Genomic DNA, 16,809 nt, shown 5'->3' with positions numbered 1-16,809 from the left:
AATCCCTGCGCCACTCAACACGTATTCGCGCGGCTTTGCCGCGCCCAAGGCACGAAGGAACGCCCGATGTCCGGCACCACCTCTGAACCGCTTCGCATCGGGATTGCCGGCCTTGGCACCGTTGGCTCGGGCGTCGTCAAGATCATTCGCCAGAAGGCGGCACTTCTGGCCGACCGCTCTGGCCGCCGGATCGAAATCGCCGGCATCTCGGCGCGCAACCGCGACAAGGATCGTGGTGTGTCGTTGACCTCGTACGACTGGGAAGACGATCCGGTCACGCTGGCGACCCGCCCTGATGTCGATGTCTTCGTCGAACTGGTCGGCGGCTCTGACGGCCCGGCCAAGGCCGCCGTCGAGGCGGCGCTGAAGGCGGGCAAGGATGTGGTGACCGCGAACAAGGCGCTGCTGGCCCATCACGGTCAGGCGCTGGCCGAGCTGGCCGAGGCCAATGGCTGCGTGCTGCGCTTCGAAGCGGCGGTGGCGGGTGGTATTCCCGTCATCAAGGCGCTGACCGAAAGCCTTGCGGGCAATGACATCACCCGCGTCATGGGGGTGATGAACGGCACCTGCAACTATATCCTGACGCGGATGGAATCGGGCGGGCTAACCTATGCCGCCGCCTTTGCCGAGGCCGATGCGCTGGGGTATCTCGAAGCCGATCCGCAGCTTGACGTCGGCGGCATCGACGCCGGGCACAAGCTGGCGCTGCTGGCGTCGATCGCGTTCGGCACGCAGGTGGCGTTCAGCTCTGTCGAACTCGAAGGCATCGGTCGCGTCAGCATCGACGACATTCGGCAGGCCTCGGATATGGGCTACAAGATCAAGCTGCTGGGCGTGTGTCGCCTGACCGGGCGCGGGCTCGAACAGTCGATGTCACCCTGCCTTGTGCCCGCGACCTCGCCGCTGGGACAGCTGGATGGCGGCACCAATATGGTGGTGATCGATGGCGATCAGGTGGGCCAGATCGTCATGCGCGGCGCGGGCGCGGGCGAAGGCCCCACCGCCAGCGCGGTGATGGGCGACATCATGGACATCGCGCGCGGCACACGGGTGACGACCTTTGGCGTGCCCGCCTCGACGCTGATCGCGGCGACGCCCGCGCAGGCGGCGACCCCGGCCCCGTATTATCTGCGCATGGATCTGGCCGACAAGCCGGGCGCTCTGGCCAAGGTGGCGGCGGCGCTCGGCGATGCGGGCGTGTCGATCCATCGGATGCGCCAGTATGACCATATCGACAACGCCGCCCCGGTGCTGATCGTCACCCACAAGACCACCCGCGCCGCGCTCGATCAGGCGCTCGAGGCGATTCCGGCGACCGGCGTGGTGCGCGACGCCCCGGTGGCACTGCGCATCGAGGCGGTCTGAACCGGCACCCTGCCGCGGTTTTTACCCCGATGCTTCTCAAGGCGCATGTCGCCGTTCCGGGGCCGGTCGTTAGCGCGACCGGCCTTGTGCTTTCGCGCGGCCACGCGCTACACCCCTTGCGACAGTGTTTCAGAGGAAGACCCCATGTCGATCCCCAAGGATTTCAATGACCGTATGCTTTCACTCGGCCTTGCGCGGGTGGCCGAACAGGCCGCCATCGCCTCGGCCAAACTGATCGGCCACGGCGACGAGAAGGCCGCCGATCAGGCGGCCGTGAACGCCATGCGCGAGCAGCTCAACAAGCTGGACATCAAAGGCGTGGTGGTGATCGGCGAGGGTGAGCGCGACGAAGCCCCGATGCTGTACATCGGCGAAGAGGTTGGCACCGGCACTGGCCCGGGCGTGGATATCGCGCTGGACCCGCTCGAAGGCACGACGCTGACCGCCAAGGACATGCCCAACGCGCTGACCGTGATCGCCATGGGGCCGCGCGGCTCGATGCTGCACGCGCCGGATGTGTATATGGACAAGCTCGCCGTCGGGCCGGGCCTGCCGACCGACGTCGTCACGCTTGACATGAGCCCGTCCGAGCGAGTCGCGGCGCTGGCCAAGGCCAAGGGCGTCAAGAACACCGATATCACCGTGTGCATCCTTGAGCGCGAGCGTCACGACGAGATGATCGCCGAAGTGCGCAGCACCGGCGCCGCGATCCGTCTGATCACCGATGGCGATGTTGCCGGCGTGATGCATTGCGCCGAGGCCGAGATCACCGGTATCGACATGTACATGGGATCGGGCGGTGCGCCCGAGGGTGTGCTTGCGGCCGCCGCCCTGAAATGCATGGGCGGGCAGATGTACGGCAAGCTGCTGTTCCGCAACGATGACGAGCGTGGCCGTGCCGCCAAGGCCGGGATCACCGATCTCGACAAGATCTATACCCGTGACGAGCTGGTCACCGCGGATGTGATCTTTGCCGCGACCGGCGTGACCGACGGCTCGATCCTGTCGGGGATCAAGCGCACCCCGGGCTGGATCACCACCGAAACCATCCTGATGCGGTCCAAGACCGGCTCGGTGCGCCGGGTGATCTACCGCAACCCGTTCGAATAAGCGGGCCGGGATCGCGACAAGATCAAAGGCGGGGGGCGGCGTTCCGTTCCCCGCCTTTTTGCGTTATCGCGCAGGCTCTGACTGGTAGGAGACGGATATGGCGTATCTCGGGGTTGATTGCTCGCTGACCGGGCGGCGCTGGGTTGGGCCGGGCGTCGAACACGAACGCCTCGCCGAGGCGATGGTGCAGCAGACCGGCCAGCCGCGCGCGCTGTGCGGGGTACTGGCGCGGCTGGGCGTGCCACTCGAAGAGGTGGCGGGTTATCTCGATCCGAAACTGCGGGACCTGCTGCCCGATCCGCGCACGCTGCGCGACATGGAGGCCGCCTCGAGCCGGCTGGTGGCGGCGGTGACGCGGCGCGAGCGGGTGGCGATCTTTGCCGATTACGATGTCGATGGCGGCACCTCGGCGGCGCTGCTGATCGACTGGTTCGGCCAGATGGGGCTGGAGCCGACGCTCTATGTCCCAGACCGCATCGACGAAGGCTACGGCCCGAACGAACCCGCCATGGCGCAACTGGCAGCGGCGCATGATCTGATCGTTTGCGTCGATTGCGGTACGCTGTCACATGGGCCGATCGCAGCGGCGGCTGCGGCGGATGTCATCGTGCTGGATCACCACCTTGCGGGCGAAACCCTGCCCGAGTGCGTCGCCGTGGTGAACCCCAACCGGCAGGACGAAGACGGGGCGCTGGCGCATCTGTGCGCTGCTGCCGTGGTGTTTCTGGCGCTGGTCGACGCAGGCCGCCAGCTGCGTGCGGCGGGCAAGGGAGGGCCGGACCTGATGGCGATGCTCGACCTTGTGGCGCTGGCGACGGTGGCGGATGTTGCGCCGCTCAGGGGCGTGAACCGGGCGCTGGTGCGACAAGGGCTGAATGTCATGGCCGGGCGTTCGCGCCCCGGCCTTGTGGCGCTGTCCGATGTGGCGCGGGTCGATACTGCGCCGACCTCCTATCATCTTGGCTTTGTGCTGGGGCCGCGCATCAACGCCGGTGGGCGCATCGGGCGCGCCGATCTTGGCGCGCGGCTGCTGGCCTGCCGCGATCCGCACGAGGCGAAATCTCTGGCCGACAAGCTTGACCAGCTCAACGGCGAGCGACGCGAGGTCGAAGAGGCGGTGCGCGCTGCCGCGCTGGCGCAGGCCGAAGAGCGCGGCTTTGACGCGCCGCTGGTCTGGGCGGCGGGCGAAGGCTGGCACCCGGGCGTGGTCGGCATCGTGGCATCGCGGCTCAAAGAGCGCACCAACCGGCCCGCCATCGTCATCGGCATGGATGGTGACGAGGGCAAGGGTTCGGGGCGCTCTGTGTCTGGCGTCGATCTTGGCGCCTCGATCCAGAAGCTGGCCGCCGAGGGGCTGCTGATCAAGGGGGGCGGCCACAAGATGGCGGCGGGCCTGACCGTGGCGCGGGACAAGCTGGAGGCGGCGATGGAGCGGCTGACAGAGTTGCTTGCAAAGCAGGGCGCGGGGCTTGGCGGCGCGGCGGATCTGTCGCTTGACGGTACGTTGATGCCCGGCGCGGCCAGCGTCGATCTGTGCGAGGGCATCGAAAAGGCCGGCCCCTTTGGTGCAGGCGCGCCCGCGCCGCGCTTTGCCTTTCCCGAAATGCGGGTCGGTTTTGCAAAGCAGGTCGGCGCGGGGCATCTCAAGGTCAGCTTTGATGACGGGCTTGGGGCGCGGATCGACGCCATCGCCTTTGGCGCCTTCGACGGCCCGCTGGGCGCGGCGCTGAGCGATCACAAGGGCAAGCGATTCCACGTTGCGGGCCGGATCGAGATCAATGAATGGAACGGTCGGCGCAGCGTGCAGTTGCGGCTTGAGGACGCCGCCGAGGCGTGAGTTCACAACGCCCTGTTTTCCATGAAACAATCGCGCCCGTCTGTCGTGCTTTGGAAAAGGCAACAAGGCGCAAGCTTTGTTGATTTAGGGCTTGCAAGCAAGGGAGGCTTTGCTTAGAAGCCCTTTCACCAAGAAGGTACGGCCCGTTCGTCTATCGGTTAGGACGCCAGGTTTTCAACCTGGAAAGAGGGGTTCGATTCCCCTACGGGCTGCCATTCCTTCTTTGTACCGGGCCTTCGGGCCTATGTGATGGCCCGTTCGTCTATCGGTTAGGACGCCAGGTTTTCAACCTGGAAAGAGGGGTTCGATTCCCCTACGGGCTGCCACACGTTTCTCCTTTCTGATCAGATGCCATGCGCAGGCTGCGCCGCAGCGTGGACCAGCATGGCCATTTCACCGCATCAGATCCTGTAACCGCGCCTTGTCCGATTCGGGCGAAGCCTCGGTTCTTGCCGCGCCTCGGCACGGGGGGCTGCTGCACCCATCGCCGAGCCCAACAGCGCCTGTCGTGCCCGGCTGGGCGTGGGTCTGACCCGGCTGGCGGGCTGAAGCCGGTCAGCGTCAGCCGCCCGTCTGCGGTGTGCTTTGCCGCCGGCTAGGGAATCGCCACCGCTTCCGAGAAATCGGCCTCGGCCTCGGCGTCGGTGATCCGCTCCCGCATCTGCCGTTCTGGCTGGCCGATGCGGACGTCAGGCTCTTCTCCGACGGCCATCACGTCAACCGCAAGCATCGGCATGTCGGCCGGCGCGGGGCCGTCGCCCCTGAATTTCGGGGTAGAAAAGACCTGCCATCGCAGCGACTGAGGTAGCACCATTTCCCGGACAGGTTTGCGGCGCCGCTAAGCTTTCCTGGTGATCATGCTGCCGCCTTGAGGCCGAGGCCCTGATGGGCCTCGATCGGTGGTCTGCCTCCAATTGCCGAATGCGGGCGCTTGGTGTTGTAAAAGACCCCCCCCTCGCCGATGCCTGCCCGGGCCGCAGGCCCGGTTTCGAACGCGTGGAGGTAGACGAACGGCTATTCCAGCGACCGCCATAGCCGTTCGATCATGACGTTGCTCCGCTGCCCGGAAGGGTCATGCGCAGCATGATCCCCAGAGGAGGACCCGGTTCGGGCGGTCGATGACCAGATCCCTGATGAGATACGGATTTTTGCGGTACTCCGGATGGGGCGCGGTCGTGCGCGGCCGCTGGTGGATAGCGCGCAGGCCCATCCTCGCCATCAGCCGCCGGATGCGCTTACGCCAGACGCAATAGCCTTGGTTGCGCAGGTGCCTCGCCATTTGGCGGCTCGCGTAGAGCGGCGTCTCTATGAACGGCGCATCGATCAGCTTTATCAGCGCCAGGTTCGGCGGGATCTCGGACTTGCCCGGGCCATACCATGCTGACCGGCTGACCCCAAGTAGCGCGCATTGCCGGGTGATCGACAGCACCGGGTGCCTGGGCTCGATCATCTCTCGCCTCTGGGACAGGCTCACCGTCCCGAGGCTTGGACTGAAAAATCCCGCTCTACCACCAGTTGGCCGATCTTGGCGTTCAGCTTCTCGATCTCGCCCTCCTTCTCGGCCGCCTTCGCCTCGACCTTGCCGGAGAAGTGTCCAGACATGCCCCTGAGCGCCACCTTCGCCTTGAACTCGCCGCCCTAATTCTTTCGTGTACCAGCCACGCCGTTCTTCCTCGTCATCCTTGGCGGCCAGCTTAGCGGGAGGGCCGGTTTTCATGGAAAACCTCAGCGACGGTTCGGCCCGCTCTTCGGGGAATCTGGGTTGCGGGGGCTTGTGGGCGTTCGGTGCTTCTCAGGGCCGTCGAGTGGCGGGGCGAGGACAGATCCTTGCACCGGTTGAGATGGCGCTTGCCGAACAAAGGAGCAAGCAGCGGCAGGATTTGTACGTAAACTGCCGTTTGTGTGTGCGGCGCGATGAAACTATGGGCGACATGCGGTGACCACAGGTCGGCTTTGCGCCACAATGTATTGCTCCGGCCGAGAAGCCTGTCTAAATGGTTTTAACGACGCGGACATCGCGTCAGACAGTTTCCTGGGGTTCTCTCCTCCTCCCTGAACCCCGGAAATCAGCGGCGATCCTCTCTCCTCCTCCCTGAGGGTCGCCGCGACCCTTCCTTCTATATGTCTGAATTGCCCATCAGGTCTGATGTTCGTCAGAACTTTGACTTGGGCGAATCTGGGTGACCGTCCGCCTGTTTGAAAGACATCGCCCGCGCCGGGCAGCCGATCTGTCGAATGGGCCGGATGAGCGATTTCAGGCTGTATCGGGCATGGCCAGATGCAAGCATCACAAGCGATGCCCCGGTCGCCTCGCCTCCTCAAACGAGGCGACCGGATCGCGACAGAATGACCTCCTCCCCAGGTGTCATCCGTCTCAGGTCGACGCGTTGCGGGTAGCTATCGTACCCCGTGTGGCGGACCATTCGTGATCTTGTAAGCCAGAGATCACACCGGCTGCGTCAAAATGTCCAGAACATTTTTCGCTGCACTGCAGCGTTGATGTCACAGGTCGAGCAGGCTGGCTGCCAGATACGCTGGCATCAACAGGCTTCGACGGTATTTCCCAAGCGGAAACTTTCCGGGAATCAATGACATGGCAGACGGAAGCTGCGCCCGTGGGCGATGGCCCAGCACCATGTCGGCCAGCAAGAGCCCGGTATGGCTGCCCATCGCGACCCCGTTCCCGTGAAAGCCAATCCCGGCATACAGGCCGGGATGATCGGGAATCTCTCCGACAAAGGGGGTGAGATTCGCCATGAGGCAGACCAGCCCCGACCATTCATGGCTGATCGCGACATCGCGCCATTGCGGGAACATCGCGACGAAATCGCTTCGGATACGTTGAGAGATGCGCCCCGATGCGCGCGGCGTTGCGGTCAACCCGCCCCGCATGCCGAACAGGAATCGCCCATCCGGCATCAGGCGGAAGTAATGCAGCAGCACACGGCTGTCATAGGACATTTGCGCCGAGGTCCAGCCCTGCGCCGCTTGCAGCCTGTCGGAAATCGGTTCGGTGACGATGACGCTTGATTGCACCGGAAGGTAGCGGGCGCGCAGCCAGTCCGGCAGATCTTCGGAGGAATAGCCGTTGGTGGCAAGGATCACCCGGTCGGCGGTTAGCGTGCCCTGCGGTGTGGTCAGCTGCCATTTGCCGTTTCGGCGCAGCGCCGTAACCGGGCTATGCCCATGCAACGTCGCGCCGGCGGCCTGCGCGGCGCGGGCCAGCCCGGCGTGATATTTGCGCGGGTTCAGCGCAAAGCCCAGCGGCGTGTGCAGGGCACCGAAGAACGGCCCGCCCATTCCTTCGGAGGCCATGTCCTCCATCTCGATCAGGCGGGGGCGTACGCCGTAATCCTGCTCGATCCGGGGAGCTTCGGCGCGCAGCTTGGCAAAGGCGCGCGGGCTATGGGCGATCAGGGTTTCGCCTTGGGAATGGCGGTCTACGTCGATGTCGTTTTCCGCAATAAGCCGGGCGGCGGTGTCGATGGCGGCCTTTTCCGTCTGCCGCCAGTCACGCAGCCCCTCGGCGCCGACTTGCCCGCGCAATTGCCGCGCCGATGCCTTGGCGCCGCCGAGGCAGCAAAAGCCGCCGTTGCGCCCCGACGCGCCATAGCCGGGGTGTTCGGCCTCGAGCAGGGTGACCTCGGCGCCATCCTGCGCAAGGTGCAGCGCCGCCGACAGCCCGGTAAAGCCGCCGCCGATGATGGCGACGCCTGTCGAGGCATCGCCTTGCAGCGCGGACCAGTCCATCGGCGGTACGGTGTCGGCCCACCAGCACGCGCCTTGCGGCCCATAGGCGGGGGCCTCGTAGATGCGTTTCATGCCGTGCGGGCGGCTTGTTGTTCGTCGCGGGCCTGCGCCACGGCGGCGCGCTTGGTGACGATCGACGCGGTGATGACGCCAATGGCGACGATGCCGATCAACAGGGTCGACAGCGCATTGATCTGCGGGCTGACGCCAAGGCGCACCGCCGAGAAGATCTTGATCGGCAAGGTGGTGGCCGACGGCCCCGTGGTAAAGCTGGCGATGACCAGATCGTCGAGCGACAGGGTGAAGGCCAGCAGCCAGCCCGAGATCACTGCCGGCGCGATGATCGGCAGGGTGACAAGGCGGAACGCCGAAAACGCCGAGCATCCAAGGTCGAGCGCCGCTTCTTCAAGCGCGCGGTCGAAAGTGGCGAGGCGCGACGACACCACCACGCTGACGTAGCACATGCTGAAAGTGGTATGCGCCAGCACGATGGTGAACACGCCCCGGTCCAGCCCGATGCCGATGAACAGCAGCAGCAGCGACAGGCCGGTGATGACTTCGGGCATCACCAGCGGCGCATAGATCATGCCCGAAAACAACGTGCGCCCGTGAAAGCGCCCGGCGCGCACCAGCACATAGGCCGCCATGGTGCCCAGCACCGTTGCCAGCGTCGACGAGAACACCCCGACTTTAAGCGTCACCCATGCCGCATCAAGGAATTCCTGATCGCGGAACAGCTCGGCATACCATTTGGTCGAGAACCCCGCCCAGACGGTCACGAGGCGGCTTTCGTTGAAACTGTAGATGACCAGCAGGATCATCGGCAGGTACAGAAACGCAAAGCCAAGGCTGAGCGATGTGGCGTTGAACCAGCTGAAGCGTCTCATCCTTCGGCCTCCCGTGCCTTTTGTTCGTTGCGCTGGAACAGCACGATGGGGATGATCAGGATCAGCAGCAGGATCACCGCCACCGCCGAGGCCACCGGCCAGTCGCGGTTGTTGAAGAATTCCTCCCACAACACCTTGCCGATCATCAGCGTGTCCGAGCCGCCAAGCAGCGACGGGATGACGAATTCGCCAAGCGCCGGGATGAAGACAAGGAAACAGCCCGCGATGATACCGCTGCGCGACAGTGGCCATGTCACCAGCCAGAATGCGGACAGTTGCGAGCAGCCAAGGTCTTCGGCGGCCTCGAGCAGCGAGTCATCCAGCTTTTCCAGCGCCGAATAGATCGGCAGCACCATGAAGGGCAGGTAGGTGTAGACAATGCCGATATAGACCGCCGTCGGCGTGTTCATGATCTGAAGCGGCGTGTCGATGACGCCAAGCCACAGCAGCACGGTGTTCAGCGTGCCTTCGTTCGACAGGATGCCCATCCACGAATAGACCCGGATCAGGAACGACGTCCAGAACGGCAGGATCACCAGCATCAGCAGCGTCGGGCGCCATGCCTGATCGGCGCGCGCCATGGCATAGGCGATCGGATAGCCCACGCCCAAGGTGATCAGCGTCGACAGCCCGGCGATCTGCAGCGAGCTGAGATAGCTTTTCCAGTACAGATCATCGGTGGCAAGAAAGGCGAAATTCTCGAAATCGAGCTCCGAGAGGAAGGTCAGGAACCCCTGCCACCCCGCCGCGGGATCGAACTGCGGCATATACGGCGGGCGGGCCAGCGCGATATCCGACAGCGAGATCTTGAGCACGATCAGGAACGGCACAAGAAACAGCGCGGTGAGCCACAGGTAGGGAAGCGCGATCAGGACGGCCTTGCGCATCTCTCAGCCCTTCAGCACGACGCCGGCGGTCTCGGTGAACCCGATCCAGACCTCGTCGTTCCAGGTGATATGGCGGTTGGCAAGGCGGCGGGCGTTGACCATCTGGGCCTTGACCATGGTGCCGTTCGCCAGTTCGACATGGAAGGTCGAGATGTTGCCAAGATAGGCGATGTCGATGACCTTGCCCTTGTAGATGTTGGGGCGGTCCGGTTTTTCGGCGTCGATGGTGACCTTTTCGGGCCGGATCGAAAAGGTGACGCCGTTGCCGGCCATCGCGGTGTCGCCATTGGCGGCGATGATCGGCGGCTGGCCTTCGGCCCAGTCGATCAGGATGCCGCCGGGCCTGATTGGCTCGGCCACGGGGGCGGGCGCCGGCGCAGGGGTGACGGGCGCGCGGGCGGCGGCGATTTCGGCGGGGCTGGGCGGGGGCAGGCGGCGCGGGGCGGTCTCGCGGTAGCCCATGAAACGGCGGAAGATTTTTTCGTACAGCCACTCGCCCTTGCGATCCGGCGCGGGCAGGCGGCGCTGCGTGGCGGTGTTGGCCTCGGCGGAATCATGCAGGGCAGCGTCGGCGATGGGCGCGGATTCCTCGGCCTCAGGCGCGACGGTGGGGGCGGGGGGCGGCGCCACAGGGCGCTCTGTCGCCGTGCCGGGAAACAGGTTCACGTCACCGATGAAATCCGCGACATAGACCGAATTGGGCGCCTCGTAGATCTGATCGGGGGTGTCGACCTGCACAAGGCGGCCCTCGTCCATCACGGCGATGCGCGAGGCGACGGTCATCGCCTCTTCCTGATCGTGGGTCACGATCACGAAGGTGGTGCCGGTCTTTTCCTGAATATCCATCAATTCGAACTGCGTCTCTTCGCGCAGCTTGCGGTCAAGCGCGCCGAGCGGTTCGTCGAGCAGCAGCAGCTTGGGCGCCTTGGCGAGCGAGCGCGCCAGCGCCACCCGTTGGCGCTGTCCGCCGGAAATCTGGTGAGGTTTGCGCTTGGCAAAGCGTTCCAGCCGGGTGAGGCGCAGCATCTCGTCGACCCGTGCGTCGATGAACGCCTTGTCGCGGCCCTCGCGTTTCAGGCCAAAGGCGATGTTCTCCCAGATCGACAGGTGGGGAAACAGCGCATAGCTCTGGAACATCATGTTCACGGGGCGCTTGTTGGGCGGCACGGCGCTGATGTCGTGCCCGCCCAGCAGGATGCTGCCCTCGGTCACCGAATCGAACCCGCCAAGCATCCGCATCATCGTGGTCTTGCCGCAGCCAGACGGCCCGAGAAGCGCGAAGAATTCCTTTTCGTAGATCTTCAGCGACAAATCATGGATCGCGGTGAAGTCTCCAAAGCGTTTGGTCACGTTGCAGAATTCGATCAGCGGCTTCTGCGCTGGATCCGCCCAAGGGGCGAAGACGGTCTCGGCCATGCGTGGGGTCTTCCTGTCAGTCAGGGAAAGGCCCGCGCCGGTCGGGCGCGGGCCATATGGGTCTCAGGTGCCGGACTTGATCTTGGTCCACAGCCGGGTGACGGTGCGCTGCACCTTGGGCTCGTAGGGCGTGGTGGTGTAGGTGTTGTCCATCGCCTCGGGCGTCGGGTAGATCGCCGGATCGCCGATCACATCCTCGGACAGGAATTCCTGGCTCGCGAGGTTGCCGTTTGCGTAATAGACGTAGTTCGACGCCGCCGCCATGTTCTGCGCATCCATGATGAAGTTCAGGAACACATGCGCCGCATCCGGGTTCGGCGCATCGACCGGAATCGCCATTTCATCGAACCACATCTGCGCACCCTCGTCGGGGGCGTAATAGGCGATCTCGACGCCATTGTCGGCCTCGGCGGCACGGTCGCGGGCCTGAAGGATGTCGCCCGACCAGCCCACCGCAACGCAGATTTCGCCGTTCGCCAGCGCGTTGATGTATTCCGAGCTGTTGAATTTCTGGATGTAGGGGCGGATCGGCATGAACACGTCTTCGGCCTTGGCGATCACGTCGGGATCGTGGCTGTCGGGGTCTTCGCCGATATAGTTCAGCGCGGCCGGGATCATTTCCGACGGCGCATCAAGGAACATCACGCCGCAGGCCGCCAGCTTTTCCATGTTCTCGGGCTTGAACACCAGATCCCACGAGGTGACAGGTGCGTCATCGCCAAGGATCTCCTTGACCTTGGGGATGTTCACGCCCAGCCCGGTGGTGCCCCACATGTAGTTGATGGCGTATTCGTTGCCGGGGTCGTATTTCGACGTCCGCTCGGCAATCACGTCCCACATGTTGTCGATGTTCGGCAGCTTGCTCTTGTCGAGCTTCTGGAACGATCCCGCCGTGATCTGGCGCTGAAGGAAGGTGCCGGTCGGGACCACCACGTCATAGCCGGACCCGCCTGCAAGCATCTTTGTCTCGAGCACCTCGTTGCTGTCGAACACGTCGTAGATCAGCTCGATGCCGGTTTCTTCGGTGAACTTGGCCAGCAGCGATTCGTCGATATAATCGGACCAGTTGTACACGCGCACCTCGTCGGCCTGCGCCATACCGGCGATCAGGGCGAGGCTTGCGGTGAAACTCAGAAGGGGGTTCGTCATGATGTGCTCCCGTTGGACGTAGCGTCCGTGTCAGACTTTGGGGTCTTGGCGCCCCGCGCCCGTTGGATTTGATCAAATGTTGCGCCCTGTGGCAACATGAGAGATGTTTCCACGGTGCGGAATGACGCGCAAGATGGCGCGATGGGCAATTGGTTAATCAGGAGGCAGGAGATGAATTTGCAGGCAGATACATCCGGGCTTCCAGCGCATGAACTGGTCTATCGGCGATTGCGCGACATGATCCTGTTCGGAGAGCTGGAGCCGGGGCAGCCGGTGACCATTCAGGGGCTGGTCGAACATATGCAGGTCGGCATGACCCCGGTGCGCGAGGCCTTGCGGCGGCTGACGGCGGCGGGCGCGCTGGAATTTCAGGGCAACCGGCGGATCATCGTTCCGGTGCTTGATGCCAGCGCCATCGAAGAGCTGACCCTTGCAAGGATCGCGCTGGAACCGCAACTTGCCCGTCGTGCGGCGCAGCGTTGCGATGCCGACGGGGTGGCGCGGCTGAGCGCGACCGATGCCCGGCTTGATGCTGCGATCGCACGCGGCGACGTGCGTGGCTACCTTGTCGAGAATCATCAGTTCCACGCCGAGATGAACGCCATCGCCAGCGCCCCCATCCTGACCGATCTTGTCGAAGGGCTGTGGCTGCGCTTTGGCCCATCGCTGCGCGTGGTCTGCGGCCAGTTCGGCACGCGCAATCTGCCCGATCAGCACAAGGCCATCCTTGCGGCGCTTGATGCGCGCGATCCCGAGGCGGCGGCGCAGGCAATGCGCGCGGATGTTCAGCAGGGTATGACCCAGATCACCGAAGGGCTGGCCTGATTCGACGCGCGCCGGATTGACAGTGCTGAATTTGATCATATTCTTGGTGCCAACTCCCCGACATCCACAGGAGACGCGGCCATGAGCCTGATTTCGACCAATACCCCCACCGCCGAGCTTCAGGCGCTGGACGCGGCCCACCACATGCACCCGTTCACCACTGGCGCCGACCTTGCGAAAAAGGGCGCGCGGGTGATCACCCGTGCCTCGGGCGCATGGCTGACCGACAGCGAGGGCGAGCGCGTTCTGGATGCCATGGCCGGGCTGTGGTGCGTGAACATCGGCTACGGGCGCAAGGAACTGGCCGACGCCGCCGCGCGCCAGATGCAGGAACTGCCGTATTACAACACCTTCTTCCAGACCACCCACGTGCCCGCCATCCAACTGAGCGCGCGGCTGGCCGAACTGGCGCCGGGCGATCTGAACCATGTGTTCTATGCCTCGTCCGGGTCCGAGGCCAATGACACCAATATCCGCCTCGTGCGCACCTACTGGGCCGAAAAGGGCCAGCCGGAACGCCAGACCATCATCTCGCGCTGGAACGGCTATCATGGGTCTTCGCTGGGCTCGATGTCGCTGGGCGGCATGAAGGGGATGCACGCGCAGGGCGGTGTCGTGCCCGGCATCCATCACATCGACCAGCCCAACTGGTGGGCCGAGGGCGGCGACATGTCCCCCGAAGAGTTTGGTCTGGAGCGCGCCCGCCAGCTTGAGAAAGCCATCGAGGACATCGGCCCCGACAAGGTTGCCGCCTTCATCGCCGAGCCGATTCAGGGTGCTGGCGGCGTGATCATCCCGCCCGAGACCTACTGGCCGGAAATCCAGCGCATCGTGAAGAAATACGGCATCCTGCTGATCGCCGATGAGGTCATCTGCGGCTTTGGCCGCACCGGGGCATGGTTCGGCTCGCAAACCATGGGCATCACGCCCGACATCATGACCATCGCCAAGGGCCTGTCGTCGGGCTATCAGCCCATTGGCGGCTCGCTGCTGTCGGATGAGGTGGCCGAGGTGATCTCGAACACCGAATTCAACCATGGCTACACCTATTCCGGTCACCCCGTGGCCTGCGCCGTGGCGCTGGACAACCTGCGCATCCTTGACGAGGAAGGCATCGTCGAGCGGGTCGCGACCGAGACCGGCCCCTATCTCAAGCAGAAATGGGAGGCGCTGGCCGATCACCCGCTGGTGGGCGAGGCGAAGATCGAGGGCTTCATGGGATCCATCGCGCTGACACCCGATGCTGCTGCTCGCGCGGCTTTTGCCTCTGAGGCCGGAACCGTCGGTTACATCTGCCGCGAACGCTGCTTTGCCAACAATCTGGTGATGCGCCACGTGGGCGATCGCATGATCATCTCGCCGCCGCTGATTCTGTCGAAAGACGAGATCGACACGCTGATCGAACGCGCATGGACATCGCTGGATGAATGCCATGCGCGGCTGAAGGCCGAAGGCCTGATGGTCGCCGCGCCGCGCAACTGAAACAACACGGGGCGCCCGGTCGGGGCGCCCCGTGTCTGATGCGTCAAGGCCGGTCTGACAGGCGGCGCAAGCCGCGATCAGCTGACCGGCTGAGGCGCGCCGGTCGCCATATTGGTGCCGATATAGGGCTTCTTTGCGCCTTTCCATGCGCCGAAACCGCCCTCCATATGCGACACTCGGGCAATCCCCGCATCGATGCAGGCCCGCGCGACCTTTTCCGAGCGCGCGCCAGAGCCGCAGTGAAACACGATGCGCTTTTCCGACTGGCCCGGCAGTTTCTCCGCGTTGAAGAATGCCAGCGGCATCAGCAGCGCGCCCTCGATATGCTCGAACATGTATTCCTGCGGGGTGCGCACATCGATCAGCACGATTTCATTCTTCGAGAATGCCTCGGCCACCTCATCCACGGTCCAGGTCTCAAGGATGCTCTGGCCAATCTCTTCGGTCTTCATCTCGCGTCTCCTCGCTGCAATGCTGTTGTCCGAGATGTGAGTTGTCTTCGCGCCCGGTCAAGACCTGACCTCCAACTCATGGTTGCATTGAGGCGATGGTTATCCCGGCGGCGATTGCCCGGAAAATTGGCGTCTTCAGGCTACCCGGGCGCAGTTTGAGGATGCAGCCGCCGACAACTTCGGCTTTGGTATCCACAAGAGCCCGGTACGGGCCAGCAAAGCGGAGTCGGGACATTGATCAATTTCATCGCCATGGAAGCATGGGTCGAATTTGCGGTCAGGTGGGTGCATGTCATCACCGGGATCGCGTGGATCGGTTCGTCGTTCTATTTCATCGCGCTCGATCTGGGGCTGCACCGCGACCGCAACCTTGCCTCGGGGGCTGATGGCGAGGAATGGCAGGTCCATGGCGGCGGCTTCTATCATATCCAGAAATACCTGATCGCACCGTCGCAAATGCCGGGCGATCTGGTCTGGTTCAAATGGGAAAGCTACGCCACATGGTTGTCGGGCTTCGCGATGCTGGTGCTGGTCTATTACCTTGGGGCCGAGTTCTATCTCGTTGATCCAGAGGTGCTGGATATCCCGATCTGGGGCGCGATCCTGATCTCCTTGCTGTCGCTCAGCATTGGCTGGCTCAGCTATGACTGGCTCTGCAAGTCGAAGTTCGGCGAAGACAACACCCGCCTGATGCTGTTCCTGTTCGGGGTGCTTGTGGTCATGGCATGGGGCTATACGCAGGTGTTCAGCGGACGGGCGGCGCTGCTGCATCTTGGTGCCTTCACCGCCAGCATCATGACCGCCAACGTATTTTTCATCATCATGCCGAACCAGCGCATCGTGGTGGCCGATCTCAAGGCAGGGCGCATCCCGGATGCCAAATACGGCAAGATCGCCAAGCAGCGCAGCACCCACAACAACTACCTGACGCTGCCGGTGCTGTTCCTGATGCTGTCGAACCATTACCCGCTGGCCTTTGCCAGCGAGTATAACTGGCTCATCGCCAGCCTCGTCTTCCTGATGGGGGTCAGCATTCGCCACTATTTCAACAGCGTTCACGCCCGCAAAGGCTCGCCGCACTGGACATGGCTGGTGACCGCGCTGCTGTTCCTTGCAATCATGTGGCTGTCGACCGCGAACCTGCCGGGCGAGGCCGACATGGACGCCGAGGCCACCGGCCCAAGCGCGAAATACGCTCAGGCCGAGGGGTTCGCCGAAGTTCAGGACATTGTGCTGGGCCGCTGTTCGATGTGTCACAGCGCCGAGCCGGGCTATGAGGGGCTCCACTGGGCCCCCAAGGGCGTGCATCTCGATTCTGCCAGAGGCATCGCGCAGAATGCCAAGGCGATCTACCTTCAGGCCGGGCTAAGCCGCGCCATGCCGCCCGCCAATCTGTCGTTCATGGAAGACGGCGAGCGCGAAGCGATCCGCCGCTGGTTCGAAGCGGCGGGCAGTTGATCAGGCCTTGAACACAGCCGATACCGGGCGGAACCAGAGCTTGGCAAAGGCTTCGCCATAAAGCGAGACGATGGTTTCATAGGCGATACGGGTGACGGGCATTTGATGGTCCTCCATGCGCCACGATGCGGCGCGAAACGATGTTGCTGACGATGCGTCTTAGCTTTGCGATTGTTTTCATAACGTCGCAA

Annotated in this window: 13 protein-coding genes, 2 tRNA genes and 1 pseudogene; 8 read left to right on the top strand and 8 right to left on the bottom strand. The window is 63.9% G+C overall.

Translation table 11 applies throughout. From position 1 onward, the window contains the following. The first annotated feature begins 66 nt into the window (after positions 1-66). From Q4543_RS11935 to Q4543_RS11915, 5 genes are all read left to right on the top strand, one after another. Positions 67-1,365, top strand: coding sequence for a homoserine dehydrogenase (locus tag Q4543_RS11935; protein WP_303438558.1), 1,299 nt, complete (start codon positions 67-69; stop codon positions 1,363-1,365). A gap of 144 nt (positions 1,366-1,509) precedes the next feature. Next, positions 1,510-2,475: a class II fructose-bisphosphatase gene (gene glpX / locus Q4543_RS11930; protein ID WP_216002136.1), complete on the top strand. Its 966-nt coding sequence runs from the start codon at positions 1,510-1,512 to the stop codon at positions 2,473-2,475. Positions 2,476-2,572: 97 nt separating this feature from the next. Beyond that, a complete protein-coding gene (gene recJ / locus Q4543_RS11925) occupies positions 2,573-4,312 on the top strand; it encodes a single-stranded-DNA-specific exonuclease RecJ (RefSeq protein ID WP_303438556.1) in 1,740 nt (579 codons plus the stop codon). Between the two features lie 140 nt (positions 4,313-4,452). Then, a tRNA-Glu gene (locus Q4543_RS11920) sits at positions 4,453-4,527 on the top strand. A gap of 36 nt (positions 4,528-4,563) precedes the next feature. Then, a tRNA-Glu gene (locus Q4543_RS11915) sits at positions 4,564-4,638 on the top strand. A gap of 269 nt (positions 4,639-4,907) precedes the next feature. Here the strand turns inward: Q4543_RS11915 and Q4543_RS11910 are convergent. The 7 genes and pseudogenes from Q4543_RS11910 to Q4543_RS11880 form a co-directional block, all read right to left on the bottom strand. Then, positions 4,908-5,042: a hypothetical protein gene (locus Q4543_RS11910; protein WP_303438554.1), complete on the bottom strand. Its 135-nt coding sequence runs from the start codon at positions 5,040-5,042 to the stop codon at positions 4,908-4,910. 125 nt (positions 5,043-5,167) lie between these two features. After that, positions 5,168-5,914: pseudogene (locus Q4543_RS11905) on the bottom strand (IS3 family transposase). 900 nt (positions 5,915-6,814) lie between these two features. Continuing rightward, complete coding sequence (locus tag Q4543_RS11900; RefSeq protein ID WP_303438552.1) at positions 6,815-8,134, bottom strand: FAD-binding oxidoreductase; 1,320 nt, start codon at positions 8,132-8,134, stop codon at positions 6,815-6,817. After that, a complete protein-coding gene (locus tag Q4543_RS11895; protein WP_303438550.1) occupies positions 8,131-8,949 on the bottom strand; it encodes an ABC transporter permease in 819 nt (272 codons plus the stop codon). Before Q4543_RS11895 ends, Q4543_RS11900 begins: the two co-directional genes overlap by 4 nt. Continuing rightward, complete coding sequence (locus Q4543_RS11890) at positions 8,946-9,836, bottom strand: ABC transporter permease subunit (RefSeq protein WP_216002141.1); 891 nt, start codon at positions 9,834-9,836, stop codon at positions 8,946-8,948. Before Q4543_RS11890 ends, Q4543_RS11895 begins: the two co-directional genes overlap by 4 nt. A 3-nt stretch (positions 9,837-9,839) precedes the next feature. Continuing rightward, a complete protein-coding gene (locus Q4543_RS11885; protein ID WP_303438547.1) occupies positions 9,840-11,252 on the bottom strand; it encodes an ABC transporter ATP-binding protein in 1,413 nt (470 codons plus the stop codon). 63 nt (positions 11,253-11,315) lie between these two features. Continuing rightward, positions 11,316-12,401: a polyamine ABC transporter substrate-binding protein gene (locus Q4543_RS11880; protein WP_303438546.1), complete on the bottom strand. Its 1,086-nt coding sequence runs from the start codon at positions 12,399-12,401 to the stop codon at positions 11,316-11,318. Between the two features lie 171 nt (positions 12,402-12,572). Between Q4543_RS11880 and Q4543_RS11875 the strand changes: the two genes are divergently transcribed. Together Q4543_RS11875 and Q4543_RS11870 are read left to right on the top strand one after the other, a co-directional pair. Continuing rightward, on the top strand, positions 12,573-13,226 hold the full coding sequence (locus tag Q4543_RS11875) for a GntR family transcriptional regulator (RefSeq protein ID WP_303438544.1): 654 nt from the start codon (positions 12,573-12,575) through the stop codon (positions 13,224-13,226). Positions 13,227-13,307: 81 nt separating this feature from the next. After that, positions 13,308-14,708: an aspartate aminotransferase family protein gene (locus Q4543_RS11870; protein ID WP_303438542.1), complete on the top strand. Its 1,401-nt coding sequence runs from the start codon at positions 13,308-13,310 to the stop codon at positions 14,706-14,708. Between the two features lie 77 nt (positions 14,709-14,785). Here Q4543_RS11870 and Q4543_RS11865 read toward each other — a convergent pair whose 3' ends face one another. Then, positions 14,786-15,160, bottom strand: a complete 375-nt coding sequence (locus Q4543_RS11865) for a rhodanese-like domain-containing protein (protein ID WP_216002146.1) — start codon at positions 15,158-15,160, stop codon at positions 14,786-14,788. Positions 15,161-15,394: 234 nt separating this feature from the next. On the opposite strand from Q4543_RS11865, the gene Q4543_RS11860 reads away from it, so the two are divergent. Beyond that, positions 15,395-16,618 carry a urate hydroxylase PuuD gene (locus Q4543_RS11860; RefSeq protein WP_303438539.1) on the top strand — a complete coding sequence of 408 codons (1,224 nt, stop codon included), beginning with the start codon at positions 15,395-15,397 and terminating at the stop codon, positions 16,616-16,618. The last annotated feature ends 191 nt before the right edge of the window (positions 16,619-16,809 follow it).

It is taken from the genome of Salipiger sp. 1_MG-2023 (assembly GCF_030547555.1).
Classification (GTDB): Bacteria; Pseudomonadota; Alphaproteobacteria; order Rhodobacterales; family Rhodobacteraceae; genus Salipiger.
This window is presented reverse-complemented; position numbering and strand designations above follow the sequence as displayed.